Annotated in this window: 22 protein-coding genes; 9 read left to right on the top strand and 13 right to left on the bottom strand. The window is 61.5% G+C overall.

The annotated features are described in order from the left end of the window. Positions 1-15: 15 nt before the first annotated feature. Complete coding sequence (locus tag I554_RS0104315; RefSeq protein ID WP_002712171.1) at positions 16-381, bottom strand: response regulator; 366 nt, start codon at positions 379-381, stop codon at positions 16-18. 126 nt (positions 382-507) lie between these two features. Between I554_RS0104315 and I554_RS0104310 the strand changes: the two genes are divergently transcribed. Further along, positions 508-792: a DUF3572 domain-containing protein gene (locus tag I554_RS0104310; RefSeq protein WP_024575113.1), complete on the top strand. Its 285-nt coding sequence runs from the start codon at positions 508-510 to the stop codon at positions 790-792. Next, entirely contained in the window at positions 758-2,083 is a 1,326-nt protein-coding gene (locus I554_RS0104305) for a DNA polymerase IV (protein WP_152527730.1), read from the top strand. The genes I554_RS0104310 and I554_RS0104305 overlap by 35 nt, the downstream gene beginning before the upstream one ends. Positions 2,084-2,090: 7 nt before the next feature. On the opposite strand, the gene I554_RS0104300 is transcribed toward I554_RS0104305, so the two are convergent. Then, positions 2,091-2,948, bottom strand: coding sequence for a cell envelope integrity EipB family protein (locus I554_RS0104300; protein ID WP_024575111.1), 858 nt, complete (start codon positions 2,946-2,948; stop codon positions 2,091-2,093). A 221-nt stretch (positions 2,949-3,169) separates the two neighbouring features. Between I554_RS0104300 and I554_RS0104295 the strand changes: the two genes are divergently transcribed. From I554_RS0104295 to I554_RS0104275, 5 genes are all read left to right on the top strand, one after another. Further along, positions 3,170-3,637, top strand: a complete 468-nt coding sequence (locus I554_RS0104295; protein ID WP_024575110.1) for a RidA family protein — start codon at positions 3,170-3,172, stop codon at positions 3,635-3,637. A 61-nt stretch (positions 3,638-3,698) separates the two neighbouring features. Beyond that, complete coding sequence (locus tag I554_RS0104290) at positions 3,699-4,454, top strand: glycerophosphodiester phosphodiesterase (RefSeq protein WP_024575109.1); 756 nt, start codon at positions 3,699-3,701, stop codon at positions 4,452-4,454. 99 nt (positions 4,455-4,553) lie between these two features. Beyond that, positions 4,554-5,726 (top strand): GNAT family N-acetyltransferase, encoded by a 1,173-nt coding sequence (locus I554_RS0104285; RefSeq protein WP_024575108.1) that lies wholly within the window; start codon positions 4,554-4,556, stop codon positions 5,724-5,726. A 113-nt stretch (positions 5,727-5,839) separates the two neighbouring features. After that, positions 5,840-6,907 carry an FUSC family protein gene (locus I554_RS0104280; RefSeq protein WP_244432709.1) on the top strand — a complete coding sequence of 356 codons (1,068 nt, stop codon included), beginning with the start codon at positions 5,840-5,842 and terminating at the stop codon, positions 6,905-6,907. A gap of 81 nt (positions 6,908-6,988) precedes the next feature. After that, positions 6,989-7,414, top strand: coding sequence for an HIT family protein (locus tag I554_RS0104275; RefSeq protein ID WP_024575106.1), 426 nt, complete (start codon positions 6,989-6,991; stop codon positions 7,412-7,414). Between the two features lie 62 nt (positions 7,415-7,476). Here I554_RS0104275 and I554_RS0104270 read toward each other — a convergent pair whose 3' ends face one another. From I554_RS0104270 to I554_RS26765, 6 genes are all read right to left on the bottom strand, one after another. Beyond that, positions 7,477-7,821: an AzlD domain-containing protein gene (locus I554_RS0104270; RefSeq protein ID WP_024575105.1), complete on the bottom strand. Its 345-nt coding sequence runs from the start codon at positions 7,819-7,821 to the stop codon at positions 7,477-7,479. Then, positions 7,818-8,555 carry an AzlC family ABC transporter permease gene (locus tag I554_RS0104265; RefSeq protein ID WP_024575104.1) on the bottom strand — a complete coding sequence of 246 codons (738 nt, stop codon included), beginning with the start codon at positions 8,553-8,555 and terminating at the stop codon, positions 7,818-7,820. Before I554_RS0104265 ends, I554_RS0104270 begins: the two co-directional genes overlap by 4 nt. A gap of 523 nt (positions 8,556-9,078) precedes the next feature. Beyond that, positions 9,079-9,915: a lytic transglycosylase domain-containing protein gene (locus I554_RS0104255; protein ID WP_244432716.1), complete on the bottom strand. Its 837-nt coding sequence runs from the start codon at positions 9,913-9,915 to the stop codon at positions 9,079-9,081. 209 nt (positions 9,916-10,124) lie between these two features. After that, a complete protein-coding gene (clpA, locus tag I554_RS0104250; RefSeq protein WP_024575102.1) occupies positions 10,125-12,518 on the bottom strand; it encodes an ATP-dependent Clp protease ATP-binding subunit ClpA in 2,394 nt (797 codons plus the stop codon). Between the two features lie 130 nt (positions 12,519-12,648). After that, positions 12,649-12,984, bottom strand: coding sequence for an ATP-dependent Clp protease adapter ClpS (gene clpS / locus I554_RS0104245; protein WP_024575101.1), 336 nt, complete (start codon positions 12,982-12,984; stop codon positions 12,649-12,651). A gap of 268 nt (positions 12,985-13,252) precedes the next feature. Further along, positions 13,253-13,435 carry a hypothetical protein gene (locus I554_RS26765; protein ID WP_152527731.1) on the bottom strand — a complete coding sequence of 61 codons (183 nt, stop codon included), beginning with the start codon at positions 13,433-13,435 and terminating at the stop codon, positions 13,253-13,255. Positions 13,436-13,652: 217 nt separating this feature from the next. Here I554_RS26765 and I554_RS0104240 point away from each other — a divergent pair, with 217 nt between their 5' ends. After that, positions 13,653-15,002, top strand: coding sequence for a pilus assembly protein TadG-related protein (locus I554_RS0104240; protein WP_024575100.1), 1,350 nt, complete (start codon positions 13,653-13,655; stop codon positions 15,000-15,002). A gap of 72 nt (positions 15,003-15,074) precedes the next feature. Here the strand turns inward: I554_RS0104240 and I554_RS0104235 are convergent, their stop codons facing one another. Then, a complete protein-coding gene (locus I554_RS0104235) occupies positions 15,075-15,413 on the bottom strand; it encodes a phasin family protein (protein WP_006020947.1) in 339 nt (112 codons plus the stop codon). Positions 15,414-15,814: 401 nt separating this feature from the next. Between I554_RS0104235 and I554_RS0104230 the strand changes: the two genes are divergently transcribed. After that, on the top strand, positions 15,815-17,794 hold the full coding sequence (locus I554_RS0104230; protein WP_024575099.1) for a serine hydrolase: 1,980 nt from the start codon (positions 15,815-15,817) through the stop codon (positions 17,792-17,794). 220 nt (positions 17,795-18,014) lie between these two features. Here the strand turns inward: I554_RS0104230 and I554_RS0104220 are convergent, their stop codons facing one another. The 4 genes from I554_RS0104220 to I554_RS0104205 all read right to left on the bottom strand — a co-directional run bounded on the left by I554_RS0104220 (position 18,015) and on the right by I554_RS0104205 (position 20,902). Then, on the bottom strand, positions 18,015-18,749 hold the full coding sequence (locus tag I554_RS0104220; RefSeq protein WP_024575098.1) for a DnaJ domain-containing protein: 735 nt from the start codon (positions 18,747-18,749) through the stop codon (positions 18,015-18,017). Between the two features lie 127 nt (positions 18,750-18,876). Further along, positions 18,877-19,617, bottom strand: a complete 741-nt coding sequence (locus tag I554_RS0104215; RefSeq protein WP_024575097.1) for a hypothetical protein — start codon at positions 19,615-19,617, stop codon at positions 18,877-18,879. A gap of 86 nt (positions 19,618-19,703) precedes the next feature. Continuing rightward, a complete protein-coding gene (locus I554_RS0104210) occupies positions 19,704-19,886 on the bottom strand; it encodes a hypothetical protein (RefSeq protein ID WP_029659806.1) in 183 nt (60 codons plus the stop codon). Positions 19,887-20,050: 164 nt separating this feature from the next. Beyond that, on the bottom strand, positions 20,051-20,902 hold the full coding sequence (locus tag I554_RS0104205) for an alpha/beta fold hydrolase (protein WP_024575095.1): 852 nt from the start codon (positions 20,900-20,902) through the stop codon (positions 20,051-20,053). Positions 20,903-21,218: the final 316 nt, after the last annotated feature.

Below are 21,218 nucleotides of genomic sequence, written 5' to 3'. Positions count from 1 at the left end.
ATTCTCCAAACTTTCCTAGCCGACAAACCGTCGAACCGTCTCAATAAACTTCCCAACCGAGATCGGTTTGGACAAATACGCTTCGCATCCGCCTTCACGGATACGTTCTTCATCGCCTTTCATGGCAAAAGCCGTTACCGCGACCACCGGGATCGCACGCAATTCGACATCCGCCTTGATCCAGCGAGTCACGTCGAGACCGGAAACTTCGGGTAGCTGAATATCCATGAGGATGAGATCGGGCCGGTGTCTGCGAGCGAGGTCGAGTGCTTCAACCCCGTTGCGCGTGCCGACTGTCTGATACCCATGGGCCTCAAGCAGATCGCGAAAGAGCTTCATATTGAGCTCGTTGTCTTCCACGATCAGGACGGTTTTGGCCATCCTGGCCCTCCAATTCCCGCAAAATGCCCGTACGTGCTGAAACCATTGAATTCGCCACGCCGTGATGACTCGGGCATGATGGGTTCAAAATAGAGACGATAAGTTACGGAAAGGCAAACACGATCAATGACAAAGGGCCCTAAAACCCCTCAGGAAGTCGCTGAATTCGTTGCGATTCAGGCGCTCTCCTTCCTGGCGTCCGATCCCGAACGGCTAGGGTTGTTCCTGACCGAGAGCGGTATCGGCCCTCAAACCCTCCGGACCGCCGCCGCAGACCCGAAGTTCCTCGCGGGCGTGCTCGATTTCATCGTGCGCGATGACGCGACCGTGAAGGCCTTCGCCGACGCCTCGCAGCTGACACCGCAGGCCGTCGCCAATGCGCGCGAGGTGCTGGAACCACGTTGGGAATGATTCAGTGAGCGACCGTCCGCCAGCCGATTCGCCGGGTTTCTGCCGCGACTGCCTGTCGGACACGGCGGTAAAGGCGATGCGCTGCGCTGAATGCGGCTCGCCCCGTATGGTTCGGCATCGCTCTCTCAGAACACTGGCGCTCGCGCATATCGATTGCGATGCGTTCTATGCAACCGTCGAGAAGCGCGACAATCCGGACATCGCCGACAAGCCGGTCATTATCGGCGGCGGCAAGCGCGGCGTCGTTTCCGCCGCCTGCTACATCGCGCGCACCTATGGTGTGCGCTCGGCGATGCCGATGTTCAAGGCGCTCGACCTGTGCCCCTCGGCGGTGGTCGTGCGTCCCGACATGGCGAAGTATGTCCGCGTCGGGCGCGAAGTTCGCCAGGCGATGATGGCGCTGACGCCGCTGGTGGAACCGCTTTCGATCGACGAGGCATTCCTCGATCTCAGCGGCACGGAACTCGTGCACGGCATGATCCCGGCCAAGGTACTTGCGCGGTTCGCAGCCCAGGTCGAGCGCGACATCGGCATCACCGTGTCGGTCGGCCTGTCGGTGAACAAGTTTCTCGCCAAGATCGCCTCCGACCTCGACAAGCCCCGCGGCTTCGCGGCACTCGACCAGGACGAAGCCCGCGACATGCTCGCTGAAAGGCCCGTCGGCTTTATCTACGGCGTCGGTCCTGCCTCGCAGGAGAAACTGTCGCAACGCGGCTTCCGGCTCATCAAGGATCTGCAGCGTTCGGACGAGATCGATCTGATGAAACAGTTCGGTCCCGAGGGACGGAGGCTGTGGCGGCTGGCGCGCGGCATCGATGACCGCAAGGTCGTCGCCGATCGCGGCGCCAAAACGATTTCCAACGAGACGACGTTGGAATCTGACGTGCGGGATTTCGCGACGCTGGAAAGAATCCTGTGGCGGCTGTGCGAAAAAGTCTCCTCGCGCCTCAAGAGCGGCGATCTCTCCGGCTCCACCATCACGCTGAAACTAAAAACTGCGGATTTCAGGCAGCGCACCCGCTCGCAATCGCTTCAGGTCCCAACCCAGCTTGCCACCAGAATCTTTGCGACAGTGCGCGAAATGCTCAGCCGCGAGATCGACGGTACCGCGTTCAGGCTGATCGGAGCGGGCGTCAGCGCACTGAAACCCGGTGCCGAAGCCGACGATCAGGATTTGCTCGACCGGCGCTTGGCACACGCCGAACGCGCGATGGACGATGTCCGCAAGAAATTCGGCAATGCCGCGGTGATGCGCGGTATTGCCTATGATGGACCGGCCAAGGCGGAATAGCGCCCGCCTATTTGCAGGGCTTGGTTTCCTTGATGTCGATCTTGTCCATCGCGCCCGCGATGACGAAATCGTTGTAATCGAGCGAGAGCGCGCGCGAGACGCCGTCCTCATAAAGCTCGAACGACATCGCATAGACCGGCGTCTGCTCGCCGGAATTCGATTTCGCTGCACGGTCGTAGTAGCTGACGGTGACCGGCCACCGGGTCTGGGATTTGAACTTCTCGTTGGCGCTGGCCGCATCCGGCTTTGCCGGCGCCTTTGTTCCCGGGATCGGCTGCCCTATGACGGTCAGCGTGTTGTAAACCTTCTCGCCGTCGTCGGAGCCATCATAGACCACGAGTTCGAGCAGCGACTTGCCCTCGCGCGCGGCCTCGATGATCCGTCTGACCTGCTCCGTCGGAAACACCGCGCCCTCGATGGTGAACGTCTTCGCCTTGGGCTTCTTGAGCTTGACCTTGATCGTCTTGCCGTCACGCTCCGCCATGCCGTCGATCGACGTCGTGTCGGTATCGTTCATACGGGTTTCGATCTTGAAGCGGTAGCTCTTCCCCTCGCCGTCTTCCCAGCTCGTCGAACGCAGATCGCTCAGCGTGGTCTTGTTCTCGCCGGTATCGAGCTGCGACACCTGCCGGAATTCGGTGGTATAGCCTTCGCAGGAGCTGCCGGCGAAATTGTACAGGATACGGCCGCGCGCATTGCTGACACTGGCGTTGCCGCGCGATGTCTTCAGGCTCAGATCATAGACGGCCTGATGCGCGAGAAATGCCACGCTCGGCGCCGCATGCGCTCCGCCTGATGCCGACGCCAGAAACACAGCGGACAGGGCAGCCAATCCATAACCTGAAATCCGGCGCGCGCGACGCATGGTGTCTCCTTTAAGACAATGAGAATCGAAGAATAATAGCCGCAGCATTGCGCCGCAACCGGGGCAAAGCCGTGGAATCGCCCGAAATATCTGGGCCAAATCCACCGGGCTGACGTGCTTGCATGTCGCTCCACGATGGGCGAAGTATGGCGCGCCCGACATATCGGCTTAAAATGCCGGACTTCATTCCGGGCAAATATCAACAAACATCGGGGACTGATATGGCGGGAACGGTCGAGCAGAAGTTGAACGAACTGGGCATTGTGTTGCATCAGCCCAACCCTCCCGTCGCGAATTATGTCGGCTTCGTGCGCACCGGAAATCTTCTGTTTGTATCCGGCCAGGTCTGCAACACCCCGGAAGGCAAGCTGATCGCAAAGGGTAAGCTCGGCGCCGGCGTCACCACCGAGCAAGGCGCGGCCGCCGCACGCGGCTGTGCGATCAACCTCTTGGCGCAGGTCAAGATGGCGCTCGGCGATCTCGACAAGGTTGCACGTGTCGTGCGCCTCGGCGGCTTCGTCAACGCAACACCGGATTTCCTTGAGGGCCCCAAGGTGCTCAACGGCGCGTCGGACCTGATGGTCGCTGTGTTCGGCGACAAGGGTCGCCATGCCCGCACCACGGTCGGCGTGGCCGCCCTGCCTTCGGACGCCGCCGTCGAAGTCGAAGGCATTTTCGAGGTCGCCTGAGCATGATCCCGAAAAATGGGCACCGATTTTTGGACAAGATCATGCTCACCAAAACAAGCCGATGACTGCGCGCGCGCCTGCATGGCTCACGGCACGGCCGATTGCCCATCGCGGGTTGCATGACCGTGCGCGCGGCATCATCGAGAACATGCCGTCCGCGATCGACGCTGCGGTCGCGGGCAATTTCGCGATCGAGGTCGATCTTCAGCCCACCGCTGACAATGAAGCGATGGTGCATCATGACTATGAGCTCGGCCGCCTGACTCAAGGCACCGGCGAACTGCTGTCATTGACCGCGGCACAGCTCAAGCAGGTCGGCTTCAAGCACACGGCTGAGCGGATGATGACCCTGGGTGATCTCTGCACGCGCGTCGCCGGACGTGTCCCGCTGGTGCTCGAGATAAAGAGCCGCTTCGACGGCAGCCGGACGGTGGTGAGGCGGATGGCCGAAGTGCTGGCTTCGTACAGCGGACCGGTGGCGGCGATGTCGTTCGATCCCGATCAGGTGATCGCGATCCGCGACCTGATGCCCGGCCTGCCGCGCGGCATCGTCGCCGAACGACACTATACCGACGGCGAGTGGACGCGGCTGCCTCCCGAGAAAACCCGCGAGATGACCGGCCTGCGCCACGCCTTCCGCACGCAGCCACATTTCGTCAGCTACCGGGTCGACGATCTTCCAGCACCAGCGCCCTGGATCGCGCGCAACATCTTCAGTTGCGCGCTGATCACATGGACTGTGCGGACCCCGGAACAGCGCGCACGCAGCACCCGATATGCCGACCAGATGACTTTCGAGGGTTTCATCCCGGAGTAGGCCGAAAGCGGGATGCCAGATACTTGAAGTCATCCGCGTAAGAACCGATCTATACTCCTGAACGGTTTCGGTTTCTCACGGCCACGGTACACCTGCTCTTTGACGGATTCCTGCGAGATCACCCTTGAAGCGGTCTCCTCGGTCGGCCAGATCACGGCCGACGAGTGGAATGCGTGTGCCAATTCGGATGGCGGCTACAACCCGTTTGTCACGCACGCTTTCTTTGCCGCCTTGGAAGAGTCGGGCTCTGCCATCGCGCGCACCGGCTGGGCCGCACGCCATCTGGTGGCACGCATGGCAGGCCAGGTCGTGGGCCTCGTGCCGGGCTATCTGAAAAATCACTCGCAGGGCGAGTACGTGTTCGACCACGGCTGGGCCGACGCCTATGCGCGCGCGGGCGGCAGCTATTATCCGAAATTGCAGGCCACCGTCCCGTTCACGCCAGCAACAGGCCCTCGGCTGCTGGTGCGCAATGGCCCGGAAGCTGCGCGTGTCCGCGAAACGCTGGCCGGCGGCCTCATCGCGCTGTGTGGCGCCACCCACGCCTCGTCCGTGCATGTCACCTTCGCCCGCGAAGACGAATGGACGACCCTCGCCGAACACGGATTCCTGCAACGGACCGATCAGCAATTCCACTGGCGCAATGAAGGCTACGGCACGTTCGAGGATCTTCTCGCCACCCTGGCCTCGCGTCATCGCAAGGCGATCCGCCGCGAACGCCGCGACGCGCTTGCCAACGGCATCAGCATTCACGCCCTGACCGGCGACGACATCACGCCCGATGCATGGGACGCGTTCTTCGAGTTCTACATGGAGACCGGCTCGCGCAAGTGGGGGCGGCCCTATCTCACCCGCGCCTTCTACACCATGATCGGCGAGACCATGGCGAAAGACGTGCTGCTTGTGATGGCGAAACGTGACGGGAAATGGATCGCCGGCGCGATCAACTTCATCGGCTCCGACACCCTGTTCGGCCGCCACTGGGGCGCCATCGAGCATCATCCCTTCCTGCACTTCGAGGTCTGCTACTATCAGGCCATCGACTTCGCGATCCGGCACGGCCTGAAGCGCGTCGAAGCCGGCGCGCAGGGTGAGCACAAGATCGCCCGAGGTTACCTGCCGCAAACCACCTACTCCGCCCACTACATCGCCGATCCGGCGCTGCGCCGGGCAATCCGCGACTATCTCAAGCATGAGCGCAGCTACGTGCAGGAGGCTGTGCGCGAACTCACCGAGGCCGGTCCATTCCGCAAGGCCAACGGTGACGACTGACACGCAGGCGTTGTGACCGCCGCACAAGCCGCTTAACCTGAGTTCCGCTTGCTGATCACAGTGCCGCTGCGGGAAACGCCTTGATTTCAATCGCTGCACGGATTCGAGAGTTCTTGACGCGCCGGTCCTCCGAGCTGCGCCAGACCGTACGTGTCACCATTGCCGTCGGCGCGGCTTACGCTGCCTACAAGGCTCTCGGCCTGCCACAGGGCTACTGGGCGGTGTTCACCGTCATTATCGTGATGCAAGGCTCGATCGGCGGGACGCTGGGCGCGGCCACGGAACGCATGATCGGCACCCTCGCTGGCGCGATCTTCGGCGGGCTTGCGGCAGCTTTCCATTCAAATACATCGCTGGGAATTGGTATCGCCCTTGTGCTCGTCACATGCGTCACCGTGTGGGGCGCGGCGGTTCGGCCTCAATTGCGGGTGGCGCCGGTCACGGCGGCCATCATGCTGCTGACCGAACCGGCCGGCGCGCCGGTCGAACAATTTGTTCTCGACCGCATCATCGAGATCGGACTGGGCGGCCTGATCGGCGTGTTGGCAACGGTGCTGATATTTCCCGCGCGTTCCCATGCCGTCGTGGTGGCCCGCTCGATCACCGTGCTGACGCGGATACAAAAACTCCTGCTCGCCGAGGCGGAGGCGCTTGAACGCGGCGAACCGCTGGCGCCCTCTCTCGAGCACGCCGCCTTGCGGCAAGCGCTGACAGCAGTCGAACAAGCCCTGAAAGATGCCGACAGGGAGCGCGCCTCTCGCCTCGCCGATCATCGCATTCCTTCCGCAATTCCGCGAACCCTCTGGCGCGTGCGCAACGATCTGGTCGCCATCGGCAACGTGCTCCGCGAGCCCCTTCCCGCCGCGATCGCTTCGACCCTGGCGCCTGCGGCAGCCGCCCTGCTCCGCGCCGAAGCCGAATTGACGCAGCGATGCGCAACCGCGCTCGACGCCGTCACCGTGGTTCCACGGACGGACCTGCCCGCGGTGCATCTGGCGTTCACGGAGACATTCAGCGGCTTGCGACAGTCCGGCGTCATGCGCGCACTCGATTTCAACGCCGTCGGACGGACGTTCGGACTGGCCTACACGTTGGACGGTCTTCACCGCGATCTGACCGACCTTGCCGACCGGATCGACGAGATTGCGACCGGCATACCCGAGCGCACAGTGAATTCCTGACATGCATGAGGCTCGAACAACCCGGCTTGACCGCGCGGCGCGGGGCAGCGATTGTGACGCGCCTCTTCTCCGGGATGCCCCATGACCGCTTACGACACCAACAATATTTTCGCGAAAATCCTGCGCGGCGAGATTCCCTGTCACAAGGTCTATGAGGACGAACATACCTTCGCCTTCATGGACATCATGCCGCGCTGTCCCGGTCATACGCTGGTGATTCCAAAGGCCCCGGCCCGCAACATTCTCGACATCTCGCCCGACAGCTTCGCCCATGTCGCCCGCACGGCGAAGAAAATCGCGGTGGCCGCCATGAAGGCCTTCAACGCAAGCGGGATCACGCTGCAACAGTTCAGCGAGCCTTCCGCCGGACAGGTCGTCTATCACCTTCATGTCCACGTCATGCCTCGGGTTGAAGGCGTTGCGCTGCTGCCGCCGGCAAGCCGCAAGGAGGACGTCAAGGTGCTGGAGGATCACGCCACACGGCTAATCGCAGCGCTGAACGGCTGAGACGCTTTGGCCTCGGTATGATCTATTCCGAAAACCGGTTTCGAGTTTTCGGGATCATACCGTCAGCCCAGCCACCATTTGCCGGCGAGCACGACGACTTCACCGCCGATCACGCCGGCGAAAACCGACCTACGTGTGGCCAGAAACACGGCAATCCCCACAGCAACCGCGCTGTAGCGGACCACACCCGGCACCGTCGCGAGCGCTCCGGGCGGTGAAATCAGAATCTGTGCGATGACGCCCGCAAGGATGGCGGCAGCGACCGCCCTCACCCAGACCAGGAATTCCGAGCTTTCATCGATATTTCCGCCAATCACAAGGCCGAGCACGCGCCATACCTCGTTCGACAGGAAGCCTGCGAACAGCAGCAGCAAGATGGCGTGCCCATCCCCGAACAGCCCGCTCATGCGCGCCTCCGGATGCGATCGACACCATAGGCAATCGTGCCCGCAGTCAGACCGCAAATCATGATATCCACGCCGGTTTGCAGCAGTTGCACCAGCGGATAAAGCGCAAGCCCGAGTGCCAGCGCCAGTTTGTCCACCAGCCTGTGCGCGTTGCGTGCCGTGGATAGCAGGAACGTCAGCGGCGTCAGCGCGAGAATTCCCGCAGCCAGCAGCGGCGGCAGGTTCGCGGCAAGTCCGTAGCCGATCGCCGTGGCCACGCTGCTCAGGAACACTAACCCGCTGCCGAGGCCGTTCAGGAATGCAATCCGCCGCTCGCGCGGCACCTGCGGCAGCAGGCGAAAGCTTTCGACCCAGACCGTCACCGCCACGAAATGAGCCGGCAGCGCAAGCTGTCGCATCTTCGTCTCCGGCGACCGCAACATCGGCAGCACCGAGACCACCATCGGCAGCAGGCGGATCGCGCTGATGGTGACGGCGAGCGCCGATTCCAGCACTGTGGCCCCGGCATGGAATGTTGAGATCAAGATGATCTGTGCAGGCCCGGCCCAGACCAGCACCGTGCTCGCCAGCGCCCAGCCCAGCGTGAAGCCGGTGTCATGGGCGAATGCGCCGACGCCGATGAAGGTCCCGAACAGGACCAGCGCCAGGATCGACGACAGCGCGGATTTTACACCCAGCGCGAATGCGGCGGGCGCGCTTTGCCATTTCGGAGAATCGAGGACGGGAAGTGCCAAGGGGGCAAAATACCGGGTGAATCGTTTAATTCATCACGCGGTTGAAACACCCCCGCCGTCAAGGGATCGGAGGCGCTAATTTCGCGGAGCCGTACCGCTCAATTGCACAGCTTGCGGGGCGCGCATCGCTATCGGTGCGCGCCGAGAACATTCACCGCAAAGGGCGGGTCAAAATCAGATCCAAAATCAGATCGACGGCTCGCGCGCGGATGACGACAGCGAACCGAGAACGCACAAGGTTGCAAATGCAATACCGATAATTCCGAACGTCAGCACGACGGCCTCCTCACAGACTGCGGCGAAACGGTTTCGCTGCCCCCGGTCAGATGATTGGAAAACGGTTTCGCAAAACTTAAGCGAAAAATGCCCGCATCGCGTTAGCATTCTGTTGAGGATAAAATCTCGCGCGCGAACTCAAGTTATGCCTGCAAATATTGGGTTTCTTTTTGCATGCGATTTGGCTGCTGCGTTAACCGTCGCAAGAGATTTCCTGAATTTCGTCCGCGCTCAGCGCCCGCAGCGGTTAACCATGCTGCTCCGCGTTCTTCAACACGATGCACGCCTGTCCTGCCCGCCTGATGCGATCGCACAACTCATTGGCGGCAGCGCGCGTGTCAGCGCCGACGCGCACCTGATAGAACGGACGTGTCCCGCGGTTGCGGAAAATCGAACTGAGAAGGCTCGGATCGCGATCGCCGATGACTGCGCTCAGTCGCTTCATGGAACGGGCGTACATCGCCAGCGCCTTGTCACGCGAGAAACCCGCAGCAAGCTGTACACCCCACGGCATCGCCGCGCCCAGCTTCACGCGCTGCGCAAGCTCGGTGACGAACGGGTTCGGCGCGCGCTGCAACAGCGCCATGAGTTCGCGGCAGCCGGCGGGCGGCGTGCGATCCTTGATCGCGCCGCTCTTGCCGGCCGCAGCCCAGTCGTCCACAGGCGTCCCGGTGATGGCATAGACGTAGTTGCGGGTCTCGGACGGCATGTAGCCGGTGCCGGCGAGCCATTCCTGCACCCGCCGCGGCCCCGCATTGTAGGCGGCCGCTGCGAGCCCGAGATTGCCGAACTGTTCGCGCAGCTCCTGCAGGAATTCGGCGGACTTCGGCAGCGCCTGCACCGGATCAAACGGATCGAGCAGCCGCCGCTCGCTGGCCGTGCCCGGCATGAATTGCGCGACGCCCTGCGCGCGCTGGCCGCTCCGTGTCACCGGTCCCACCGCATCAGGCTGAAACCGGCTCTCCTGCCAGATCACGCGGGCGAAGAATTCCAGAGGCAGGCCGTGCGCGGACGCGGCAGATTCGATCATCAGGCACATCGCCTCGCGCGCGTTGCCATCCCTGGCCGTGGCAGCAGCGGGCATCGGCGGCGCCGATGGATCCGGCTCATCGCCGCGCGCAAGAGTGGTCATCGCCAGCGTTATGGTCACAACACCAGCCGCGAACCACCTATCCGGGTTTCGCCGTTTCATTTCCAGAGCACACAGCCGAGAATGTCGGGATACGGATCAGGATAGCAAAAACCCGGCGATCGTGAGACCGCCGGGTTTTCGTTGTTCTGTTGTGCTTCGCCTCAGACCTTCATCAGCGGCTTGGCCGGACCCTTCGGGCCATCCCCGCCCTTGGGTTTGCGCGGCGTGGAACGCTTGCGCGATCCGGGCAACTTCTCAGGCTTCGGCGTGACCGGTCCTTCGACGAACTCGAAACCGATCTTGTCGGTACCCTGCTCGTCCTTCACCAGGATAACGCGGACATGGCCGCCGCCCTTCAGCTTGCCGAACAGCACCTCGTCCGCCAGCGGCTTCTTGACGTGCTCCTGAATGATGCGGGCCATTGGCCGCGCGCCCATCTGCTCGTCATAGCCATGCTCGATCAGCCAGGCCTTCGCAGGCTCCGACAGTTCGATGGTCACATCGCGATCCGCGAGCTGCGCTTCGAGCTGAAGCACGAACTTCTCGACCACCATGCCGATCACATCGGTGTTCAGATGCGCGAATGACACGATGGCATCGAGACGGTTGCGGAACTCCGGCGCGAACTGCCGGTTGATCGCTTCCTGATCGTCGCCTTCCCGCTTGTTGCGCGTGAAGCCGAACGCCTGACGTGCAAGGTCGGCCGCGCCAGCATTCGTCGTCATGATGAGAATGACGTTGCGGAAGTTGACCTGCTTGCCGTTGTGATCGGTCAGCCTGCCGTGATCCATGATCTGCAACAGCACGTTGTAGAGATCCGGATGCGCCTTCTCGATTTCGTCGAGCAGCACCACGCAGTGCGGATGCTGGTCCACGCCATCGGTCAACAGGCCGCCCTGATCGAAACCGACATAGCCCGGAGGCGCGCCGATCAGGCGCGACACCGTATGCCGCTCCATGTACTCCGACATGTCGAAGCGGATCAGCTCGACGCCGAGCGACGCCGCCAGTTGCTTGGCAACTTCGGTCTTGCCGACACCGGTCGGACCCGAGAACAGGTAGGAGCCGATCGGCTTCTCCGGCTCGCGAAGGCCCGCGCGGGCGAGCTTGATCGACGCGGCCAGCGCCTCGATCGCCTTGTCCTGACCGAACACCGTGCGCTTGAGCGTCGTCTCGAGATGCTTGAGCACTTCGGCGTCGTCCTTCGACACCGACTTCGGCGGAATCCGCGCCATCGTCGCGATGGTCGTCTCGATTTCCTTGATGCCGATGGTCTTCTTGCGCTTGTTCTCCGGCACCAGCATCTGCGCCGCACCCGACTCGTCGATCACGTCGATCGCCTTGTCCGGCAGCTTGCGGTCATGGATGTAGCGCGCCGAGAGGTTCACCGCCGCCTCGATGGCGTCGTTGGTGTACTTCAGCTTGTGGTAGTCCTCGAAGTAAGGCTTGAGGCCCTTGAGGATGCCGATCGCGTCTTCGACCGTCGGTTCGTTGACGTCGATCTTCTGGAACCGGCGCACCAGTGCGCGGTCCTTCTCGAAGTGCTGACGATATTCCTTGTACGTGGTCGATCCCATGCAGCGGATCGTGCCCGACGCCAGCGCCGGCTTCAGCAGGTTGGACGCATCCATCGCGCCGCCCGAGGTCGCCCCGGCGCCGATCACGGTGTGGATTTCGTCGATGAACAGGATCGCATTGGGATGCGCTTCCAGTTCCTTGATGACCTGCTTGAGGCGTTCCTCAAAATCGCCGCGATAGCGCGTGCCCGCAAGCAGCGTGCCCATGTCGAGCGAGAACACGGTCGCAGCGGCCAGCACTTCCGGCACTTCGCTGTCGACAATGCGCTTGGCGAGACCTTCAGCGATCGCGGTCTTGCCGACACCGGCTTCGCCGACAAACAGCGGATTGTTCTTCTGGCGGCGGCACAGCACCTGAATGGCGCGGTTGATCTCGGCGTTGCGGCCGATGACGGGATCGATCTTTCCGTCGCGCGCCTTCTTGTTGAGGTTGACGCAATAGGTCTCGAGCGCCTCCCCCTTCTTCTTGGAGTCGTCGTTGCCTTTGGCGTCGGCTTCCTCGTCGACGCCGCGCACCGGCCGCGCCTCGGACACGCCGGGGCGCTTGGCAATGCCATGGCTGATGTAGTTCACCGCGTCATAGCGCGTCATGTCCTGCTCCTGCAGGAAGTACGCGGCATGGCTTTCGCGCTCCGCGAAGATCGCGATCAGCACATTGGCGCCGGTGACCTCCTCGCGGCCGGATGACTGCACATGAATGACGGCGCGTTGCACCACGCGCTGGAACCCGGCCGTCGGCTTGGCGTCGTCGGAGCCTTCCGCAACCAGATTTTCAAATTCGGTTTCGAGGTAATTGACCAGGCTGCCGCGCAGCTTGTCGAGATCGACGCTGCATGCGCGCATCACGGCGGCAGCGTCCGAGTCGTCGATCAGCGAGAGCAGCAGATGTTCGAGCGTCGCATACTGATGGTGCCGCTCGTTTGCGATGGCAAGCGCACGGTGCAGGGATTGTTCAAGGCTCTGAGAGAAAGTCGGCATTCGCGTCCCTTATGGCCCCCGCCATTTCATTCGATCGTTTGTCGTCCGGTCCCGGCTTGATCAGTTCCTGCAACCTGTTCGCGTCCTCATCATCTCGTCCGGTTCCCACAAAACGAACGAGACTCAAATGCTACTTCTTTTCCATCACGCATTGCAAAGGATGCTGATGTTTTCGCGCAAAGTCCATCACCTGCGTCACCTTGGTTTCAGCGATTTCGTAGGTAAAAACGCCACATTCGCCGATGCCGTGATGATGCACATGCAACATGATCGTAGTGGCGGCTTCAACGTCCTTGTTGAAGAACTTCTCTAGAACATGAACAACGAACTCCATCGGGGTGTAGTCGTCGTTCAGGATCAGGACGCGATAGAGGTTCGGTCGCTTGGTCTTCGGCTTGACCTTGGTAATGACAGACGTGCCTGGACCGCTGCCCCGCCCGCTGCCGTCGTTCTCGTCCTTGCTCATGCGCAGGCCAAAGAAGGTGGTTCGTTCACCGGACACCTCGGGTGCCGGGACTGGTTCCTGGTATGAAGACACGTGCAGCATGGCCTGAAAGTTCGAAATCCCCACAAAACGGCGCCCCTGCCCGAGGCAAAGCGCCTTTTGATCACATTAACAATATGGGTCGCCGTGCGCCCGCCCGCAAGCATACCGTTACCGGCTGAAACCGTGTCCGGCAGACAGCACCACGGCAGTGCAACCACCGCCTGTGGTTAATGCAAGTGCCCGAAATTCACGTCAATTTCGTCGTGGCGGATTGAGACGGTGTTGAGGATGTATCCGGATTGAAGCCGGAACAAGCCGCTTTGTGAGGCATTTTACGTAGATTGGCGTCAACTTTTACCGCCCCTTCATCGCCGGCTTCTACGACATGGCAGGATCCATTTTTGGTGGCCGCCATGAACATTGCATCCATTTTCAAGCGTTCCCGTACCTCAGATGCCGCTGATCCGGTGGGCGAATCGATAAAATTCGAACGAAGTGCGAAATCCGGCCTTCACCATGAACCCGCAACACAGGCACCGCAGACGGGCTTGTCCTCAGGTGTACCCGTTATTCACCGCAGCATTTTACTACCTCTTCACGCCTCCGGCCTATCCCGCATCCCAGAACCTTACTCTTCTGGTGACGCCATGAACGATGCATCGATTTTCAGTCGGGTCCGCGGATCACTCGCCCGCTTCCGCCGAGCGGAAAGCGGCAACGTGGCCGTCCTGTTCGCCATCGCAATCGTCCCGCTCCTGGGCTTCGTCGGCGCGGCCGTCGACTACGCCCGCGTCAACAACGCCCGCACCGCCATGCAGTCGGCGCTCGATACCGCGGCCCTGATGATTTCCAAGGACGCGACCAGCCTGACCACGGCCCAGATCAACCAGAAAGCGCAGGCTTATTTCAACGCGCTCTTCAAGCATCCCGAAGCGCAGAACATTACCGTGACTGCGGTCTACACCAGCAGCACGGCCCAGGGCTCGAAGGTCGTTCTGACCGGCTCCGGCTCGATGGACACCGATTTCATGAAAATGGTCGGTCTTCCCAAGCTCGACTTCGGCGCAAGTTCAACCACAGTCTGGGGCACCACCAAGCTGCGCGTGGCGCTGGCGCTCGATAACACCGGATCGATGGCGAGCGCAGGCAAGATGGATGCCCTGAAAACAGCAGCCAAGAACCTGATCGATACCTTGAAGACGGCCGCGAAGACCGACGGCGACGTTTACATCTCAATTATTCCGTTCGCGAAAGACGTCAACGTCGGAACAGGCAACAAGAACGCCAACTGGCTGCGATGGGACCTCGGCCAGTGCACCAACTGGTGGGGCGGCGCCCTCGGCTTCATGACGCAGAGCGACTGTAACAGCGCCAGCGGCAACTGGACCTCGACGAAGAAGAACAACTGGACCGGCTGCGTTTCGGATCGCGACCAGAGCTACGACACGCTGAGCACCGCGCCCTACAACACGACCGCGACCGCAACCAATATGACGGATCGCGCCACCCAGTTTCCGGCGGAGAACTATCCGGATTGCCCGGCCGAGATTCTTCCTCTCACCTACGACTGGACTGCGCTCAAGGACAAGGTCGACGCGATGCAGCCCGACGGTAACACCAACCAGGCCATCGGCATGGCATGGGGCTGGATCTCGCTGCTTCAACAGGCGCCGCTGAACGCGCCGGCTGAAGACTCCAACTTCAAGTATACGAAGGTCGTCATTCTGCTCTCGGACGGCGACAACACCCAGAACCGCTTCAGTTCGAGTCAGTCGTCGATCGATGCCCGCCAGAGACTGCTGTGCGACAACGCTAAGGCCAGCGGCATCCAGATCTATACGATTCAGGTGAACACGGCCAACGATGCCACATCGAGCGTGATGTCGTACTGCGCGAGCAGCAGCAGCACCTACTTCTCGACGACCAGCGCCAGCGGCATCAATACGGCGTTCAGTTCGATCGGCACCGCGCTCTCGAAACTGCGCATCGCGAAGTAAGCAAAACAAATCGCGACAATAAAAAAGCCCGGCTGCAAAGCCGGGCTTTTCTCTTGGTAGAGAACCGTAAAATTAGTGAGTGGTCGCCGAAACCTTCGCGACGATGCCTTCGAAAGGCTTGAACGCCTGCTTGGCGAGATCGGTGTAGAGTTCGCCGATCTTCTGCGACTCAGCAACGAACGTTTCGTACGAGGTCTTGGCGTATTCGGTCTGAAGCTCGATGGCCTTTTCGATCGACTTCACGCCCGACAGCTTCTCAACGAAGGTCTTGGTGTCTTCGAACGACTTCTTGGCGTAGTCGCCGTAAGCGGTGGCAATCGACTGAAGGCCGCTCGAGAAGGTGTTGGCGGATGCAACCGCTGCGTCGAACTGCTCTTTGCCGAACTGCTGAAATTCTTCAACCTTGACCATTACAGAGTGTCCTTTTCCCAGACTGATGACCTGACCTGCCGGGAGGTACCCGGCTCCCTAACCACGACTTTAGTGGTACTGCAACGCACAATAGAAGTCAAGAATCTTGTGCGTCGCACAAACGTCTTAAATCCGAGACAAAACCGCAGCATCGCGGAAACGCTTGCTTAACCCTTTTGAAACCGTGGCCACCTACTTTGATTCCCTGCGCTTTTCGCGTTTCGCGATGAATTCGAAAAGCGGCGCGGTTCCAATGCCTTAGCCTGGATGGGCGACATCCGGCGCCGGCCTCACGAGCCGCCGCTTCGCATGGACGGCCCAGCTTCCCGAATTGGGCTACGGCCGGACCAAATTTGGCCTCAGAACGAGGCGAATAAACTGGGAATCGGACGGGGATATTCATGCTTGGGGTCAAATCGTCAGCGTCACTGCGCACGCTTGGTCTTTGCCTTCTCGGCGTCGCCACCGTCTCCGTGGCCGTCACCTTTACGATCGACACTGCCGACGCCCGGCGGCGTCACAGGCACCGCAGCCACGCAGCCGTATCCAGCTACAGCCCCGCGTTCTCTTCCATCATCGTCGACGCCAATTCCGGTAGCACGCTTCAGGCCACCAGCGCCGACAGCCTGCGCCATCCCGCCTCGCTCACCAAGATCATGACGCTCTACATGCTGTTCGAACGGCTGGAGAGCGGCAAGATGAAGCTCGATACGATGATGGACGTGTCAGCCCACGCTTCGCAGCAGGCGCCGACCAAGCTGGGCCTGCGTCCCGGTCAGACACTTCGCGTCGAAGACGCCATCAAGGGTCTCGTGACCCGCTCCGCCAACGACGCCGCCGTTGTGATCGCCGAAGCGATTGCCGGCGACGAAGACGACTTCGCCAAGGCGATGACGCGCAAGGCGCGCGCGCTCGGCATGAGCAAGACGGTTTACAAGAACGCGTCGGGTCTTCCGGATAGCGAACAGGTCACTACCGCTCGCGATCAGGCCACGCTTGGCCGTGCCATTCAGGATCGCTTCCCGAAATACTATCGCTACTTCGCCACTGAAGCGTTCAACTACAAGGGCCGCTCGATCCGCAATCACAACAAGCTGCTCGGCCGCGTCGAAGGCGTCGACGGCATCAAGACCGGCTATACCCGCGCCTCCGGCTTTAACCTCGTGACCTCGATGAAGCGCGGCAATCGCTATCTGGTCGGCGTAGTGATGGGCGGACGCAGCGGCGGTTCGCGCGACGCAATCATGCGCAACCTGCTCGCCGAAAACCTCGACGAGGCCTCGACCCGCCGCACCGTTGCCGCCATCACCGAACGCGGCGACACCAGGGTCGCGAGCGCCGACGACAACGATGAGGTTGAGACCAAGTCCAAGCCCGCCGCGGCTGTTCAGGTGCAAGGCGCGATCAAGGTTGCATCCGCTCCGCCGGAACCTGTTCCACTTCCCGCGCCGCGCGCCCCGGCAGCAGCACCTGCCAAGGTCGCGGCTGAAACTCAGGACAAGCCGGCACCGGCTCCCCTTACCAGCGGCGTGATCTCCTCGCAGGCTCTCGCAGCCATTCCCGGCTCCGCCGAGCCGATGACTCCCGTTCGCGTCAAGACGGTTCAGGTTCGCATGGGTCAAACCAAGGTTGCGTCCGCAGCGCCAAACGCGCCTGCTCCGGTTGCCACCAGCGCTATTCCGGCACCGCAGAAGACGGAAGTCGCAGAGACCTCGAAGACCGTCGTCGCCAAGGCCGAAACCAAGGTGGAAACCAGGGTCGAGCCCAAGGCTGAATCCAGGGCTGAATCGAGGGCCGATCGCCGGGCCGAGCCCTGGCCAGTCGCCTACAACCAGACGCGCAGCGACTTCCCGGCACCGCTTCCCGCCCAGCCCAACACCAGCAACGGGATCGGTCAGGGGATTATCGGCTCCGCCCCTGCCCCGTCGTCATCGACACCGCATGCCCAGACGATGGCCTATGCCGATCCCGGACGCGGCGCACCGCCTACCACACTCGGCGCGCAAGCCGTCGCTCTCCAGACTTCCACGGCTCCGCAGCAGCAGCCTGCTCCGCAGCCCGTCCAGCAGGCCGCCTTGCCGCCGGCGCAGCCGACCCAGACCGCTCAGCACAACGGCGCGATCAAGACCGTGGCGCGCTCGGGATGGATCATTCAAGTCGGCGCGCTCGAAACTGAAAGCGAAGCCCGTCAGCGTCTCGACGCGGCGCGCGGCACAGCCAGCAGACTGCTGAGCGACGCCGATCCCTTCACCGAGACCGTGTCGAAGGGCAACAAGACGCTCTATCGCGCTCGCTTCGCCGGCCTCAATCAGGACTCCGCCGAGGCTGCATGCCGCACGCTGAAGCGTTCCGATATTTCCTGCATCGCCATCAGGAACTGATCACGGCCTGCGATCCGAAAACCGAAACAAAAAAGCCCGCGATGCTGTCGCGGGCTTTTTCTTTTGTCGCCGCGCGCGCACGCAACCATTTTTCAAGATTTGGTCTCTAAAACCTTAATTGCAGGATTGATCACGCCGGACAACGGCGGGCGTCCGCAGGGGCATTTCAATCAGAGAAGACGGCTGCTCGCAGTTTGTAGCGTGATGTTGCGTGCTGGAGTCAGCGATGATTGCGAAGAAGAGTGTCCTTGGCTTCGTTCACACGGGCAGCGAGGTACGTCGAGCCCCCCTGGTCGGGATGCAGTTTCTTCATCAGCCCACGATGAGCCCGGCTGATTTCGTCACGCCCCGCACCCGGCTTCAGGCCAAGGATCTGATAGGCCTCCTCCGCCGTCATTTTTCCACCCGGCGCCGCGCGGCGATCCTCGCTTCCACCCCGGCCTGCCCCCTCGCCCTGCGCGTGCTCACGCCAGGCGGGAAACCGGCGGTCCAGATAGCTTTCCAGAAGCGCCCAGCTCTCGGCGTCGAACCCTCGCGCAAGAGCAATGAGTTCGTCGAGCGTGAACTCGTCCAGTACACGCCCCGCTTCGGGTCCGGCAGTAATCAGCCCCTCAAGCGCTCCGGTGTCGTGGTCGAGCGTCATCTCTATAAACTGGGACCTTACCTGGGACTTCTGCCCCTGTGATTTCCACGCGCCGGGGCCATAGTTGCCCCAGGCCGAACCGAGTTGCGCACCGAACGGCGACCAGCCGAGCAGACCCGCGCCGAAAATGCCAAGCGGGATCGCCACTGCGAGTTCGCCTCGAGCCCCAATGAACAGGGCAGCGGCCAACGTCACCACGCCGCCGCCGCCGCGGATGATTTTCGCGAGCCATTTCGGATCGGCGCCCTTGATGATGTTCAGCGCCACATAAAGCAGCGCGACGGCAACGATGCCTGCGATCAGGGTTGGCATGGGCCTTTGATCATCCTTGCAAATCTCTCGGCAGCAGTGTGTGCCACCGACACGCATACCTGATCTATGGTGATATCGGGATTTGTTAAGCCGACATATTGCGAAATAACGCCGCGCCTTCGCGGGCCTACTTCATTTGCCCGAGCAGGGCCGCAGCGCCCGAGGTATTCTTCGCCAGCCTCATCAGAGCGTCCCGGCCGCCCGCGGCATAGGCTGCCGCCGCACGGAGAAGTTCGCGCAATTGCGCCGCCGAGCCCATATCGAAGCGGCACCACGCCCCGCCCGTCAGCCGCGCGATCTCACGGAACGCCGCCTCCGCCGCCGGATCGTTGCCTTCCTGAAACATGAAGCACGGCACCTTGAGCAAGCCGAGTTCACCGGCAGTGGCGCACAGCGCATCGACGTTTTCTTCCATCGCATCGCCCACGAACACGATGGCTCGCACACCAGAGGCCACAGCCTCGCGCCGAGCATCCGCCAGCACGCGGCCAAGCTGGGTCTGTCCACCCTGGCAGTCGATCTTGCTCATGAGTCTCGCGAGATGCGCCGTGTCCGAGATCCACGGACTCGCACGGCATTCGCTCAGGCCGCGATAGTAGACGAGGCGAACGGAGAGCCCGCCAATGCTGCCGGCCTCGCGGAACATGTCGGCCTGAAGCTGGCACGCCATGTCCCATGTCGGCTGGCGGCTCATGGTCGCGTCCAGCGCAAAGATAAGCCGGCCCGTGCCCGCCTTGCCGGGGGTCATGGCGCGCGCCTTGGCAACAAACGCTGCGATGTCCGCCGACGCCGATGTCTGCGCATCCGTGCGATTACGCCCTGTAAGGGGCTGCTCGCCGGATTTCGGGATGGTCGGATCGCGCGTCATGGGAACTCGCAGTTGGGTGCGAGTCCTATGTGGAGCGCGGGAAGCGGTTGGTCAATTCTCCGGCCGGAAACCGCTTGAGGACCGCCCTACTCGATCGGCACCGCAAGCCGTCCGATGAGCTCCGCGACTTCGCGGAGCCGCCGGTCATCGTGCTCAGCCACGGCGCGCGCAAGACGCGACATGCATTCATCGTCACTGATGACTGAAGTGATCCGGTCCCGCGCCGACGGCACCAGGCTGGGAGATTGAAAAGAGTTGCTGACGGCCATGACTCTCACCTCGCTTGCCACTTAGACGCAACGAACCAAGCAGAAGTCATGCCACCAATGGAATATGGCGAGAGCAAGCGGGAATCGCGTGCGAAGGTGTTGTTTCACGCAAACGTGCGACGCGCCGGGCAGCCCGGCGCATCGGTAACCGAGCGATCAGACGGTTAGTTGATAGGAGGAGCGACCTGCGCCACGGAGTCGGGCTTCGGCACGGCGATCTTCTTGGTCGTATCGACCGGCCCAAGCTTGCTCTCGTTTTCCAGGAACTTGTCGAGGACACCCTGAATCGATGTCTTCACATTGTCAGGTCCGCGATCGCTCATGTCGGTATGCTGGAAACCTGTGTTGACCACAGTGATACCAGACTGCTCGCACGTATCGTCATCAGGCACGACGCCAGGGTCGGCCTTGAACACCGGATCCTTCGAACGGAACGAGAGAATCTTGAATTTGCCTTCGGTCAGGAACGGCACGCGAAGATTGTCGAGCGTGACAATCTTCTTCACGTTATCCGGATGCATCTTGGCGAAATACATCGAGATGTCGCCACCGTTCGAATGTCCAACCAGCGTAAGCTGATCGTAATTCGCGTTAGGCTGAATCTTCCGCATCTGATCGACAATGAATTCGATGTTCGCCACGCCGCGCTGATAGACCGGCAGGCGGCCGACATACAACTCGCCCACCTTGGTGACCAAGGGCGCATCGCCGGCCAGATCGTGTTGAATGCTCGTCACGAAATACCCGCGGGCGGCGAGCACGTTGGCAAGGAAGGAATACTCGGTGAACTTGACGGTATTGCCGTGATTAACGACGGCGACTGGCAAGGTCAGCATGCCGGCATTTGCCTGCATCTCCTTGTCCCGGCGCACGGCAATCGCGACGTCGATCTGGCGGTTACGCGCAGCATCGTAGAACGTCAGCGTCTCGTGACGGATCGCCCATTTGCTCGCGGTGAAGTATGCGACGACCACGATCGCAAACAGACCAAGCAGGATGAAAATTCCGCGCTTCATCTCGTCCTCGAACCTGTCAGGTATCAGCCGGAATCCTGGTCCAGACTGCCCTTCACAACACAGTGTTTTAGAATCCTTCGCACTTGTCTAGATAGATGATGACAGACTAGCGACAAACCAACTTAATTTCCCGTCATGTGTCTGACCTAGACCAGTAAATTGTGCAATGCATCAAACATGCCAATGGCACCTGGATGCGTGCTTTCGTCTACGGGTCATGAATAACCAAGCACGAATTGGCTGAAAAGTTCTTGGCCTAGATCAACAATTTGAGCCTGGGCGGCGGAACCGAGAACTGGGAACCGCTGCGAAACCG

It is taken from the genome of Afipia sp. OHSU_II-C1, from assembly GCF_000497575.1.
Taxonomy (GTDB): domain Bacteria; phylum Pseudomonadota; class Alphaproteobacteria; order Rhizobiales; family Xanthobacteraceae; genus Afipia.
This window is presented reverse-complemented; position numbering and strand designations above follow the sequence as displayed.

What these genes read in the sequence shown, in the direction of transcription:
- I554_RS0104255 (WP_244432716.1), bottom strand. Translation starts at nt 9,915, where the DNA reads ATGCCCGCTGCTGCCACGGCCAGGGATGGCAACGCGCGCGAGGCGATG.
- clpA (WP_024575102.1), bottom strand. Translation starts at nt 12,518, where the DNA reads ATGCCGACTTTCTCTCAGAGCCTTGAACAATCCCTGCACCGTGCGCTT.
- I554_RS0104290 (WP_024575109.1), top strand. Translation starts at nt 3,699, where the DNA reads ATGACTGCGCGCGCGCCTGCATGGCTCACGGCACGGCCGATTGCCCAT.
- I554_RS0104300 (WP_024575111.1), bottom strand. Translation starts at nt 2,948, where the DNA reads ATGCGTCGCGCGCGCCGGATTTCAGGTTATGGATTGGCTGCCCTGTCC.
- I554_RS0104240 (WP_024575100.1), top strand. Translation starts at nt 13,653, where the DNA reads ATGAACGATGCATCGATTTTCAGTCGGGTCCGCGGATCACTCGCCCGC.
- I554_RS0104215 (WP_024575097.1), bottom strand. Translation starts at nt 19,617, where the DNA reads ATGACGCGCGATCCGACCATCCCGAAATCCGGCGAGCAGCCCCTTACA.
- I554_RS0104230 (WP_024575099.1), top strand. Translation starts at nt 15,815, where the DNA reads ATGCTTGGGGTCAAATCGTCAGCGTCACTGCGCACGCTTGGTCTTTGC.
- I554_RS0104220 (WP_024575098.1), bottom strand. Translation starts at nt 18,749, where the DNA reads ATGCCAACCCTGATCGCAGGCATCGTTGCCGTCGCGCTGCTTTATGTG.
- I554_RS0104210 (WP_029659806.1), bottom strand. Translation starts at nt 19,886, where the DNA reads ATGGCCGTCAGCAACTCTTTTCAATCTCCCAGCCTGGTGCCGTCGGCG.
- I554_RS0104235 (WP_006020947.1), bottom strand. Translation starts at nt 15,413, where the DNA reads ATGGTCAAGGTTGAAGAATTTCAGCAGTTCGGCAAAGAGCAGTTCGAC.
- I554_RS0104205 (WP_024575095.1), bottom strand. Translation starts at nt 20,902, where the DNA reads ATGAAGCGCGGAATTTTCATCCTGCTTGGTCTGTTTGCGATCGTGGTC.
- I554_RS26765 (WP_152527731.1), bottom strand. Translation starts at nt 13,435, where the DNA reads ATGGATGCAATGTTCATGGCGGCCACCAAAAATGGATCCTGCCATGTC.
- I554_RS0104315 (WP_002712171.1), bottom strand. Translation starts at nt 381, where the DNA reads ATGGCCAAAACCGTCCTGATCGTGGAAGACAACGAGCTCAATATGAAG.
- I554_RS0104310 (WP_024575113.1), top strand. Translation starts at nt 508, where the DNA reads ATGACAAAGGGCCCTAAAACCCCTCAGGAAGTCGCTGAATTCGTTGCG.
- I554_RS0104295 (WP_024575110.1), top strand. Translation starts at nt 3,170, where the DNA reads ATGGCGGGAACGGTCGAGCAGAAGTTGAACGAACTGGGCATTGTGTTG.
- I554_RS0104270 (WP_024575105.1), bottom strand. Translation starts at nt 7,821, where the DNA reads ATGAGCGGGCTGTTCGGGGATGGGCACGCCATCTTGCTGCTGCTGTTC.
- clpS (WP_024575101.1), bottom strand. Translation starts at nt 12,984, where the DNA reads ATGAGCAAGGACGAGAACGACGGCAGCGGGCGGGGCAGCGGTCCAGGC.
- I554_RS0104275 (WP_024575106.1), top strand. Translation starts at nt 6,989, where the DNA reads ATGACCGCTTACGACACCAACAATATTTTCGCGAAAATCCTGCGCGGC.
- I554_RS0104305 (WP_152527730.1), top strand. Translation starts at nt 758, where the DNA reads ATGCGCGCGAGGTGCTGGAACCACGTTGGGAATGATTCAGTGAGCGAC.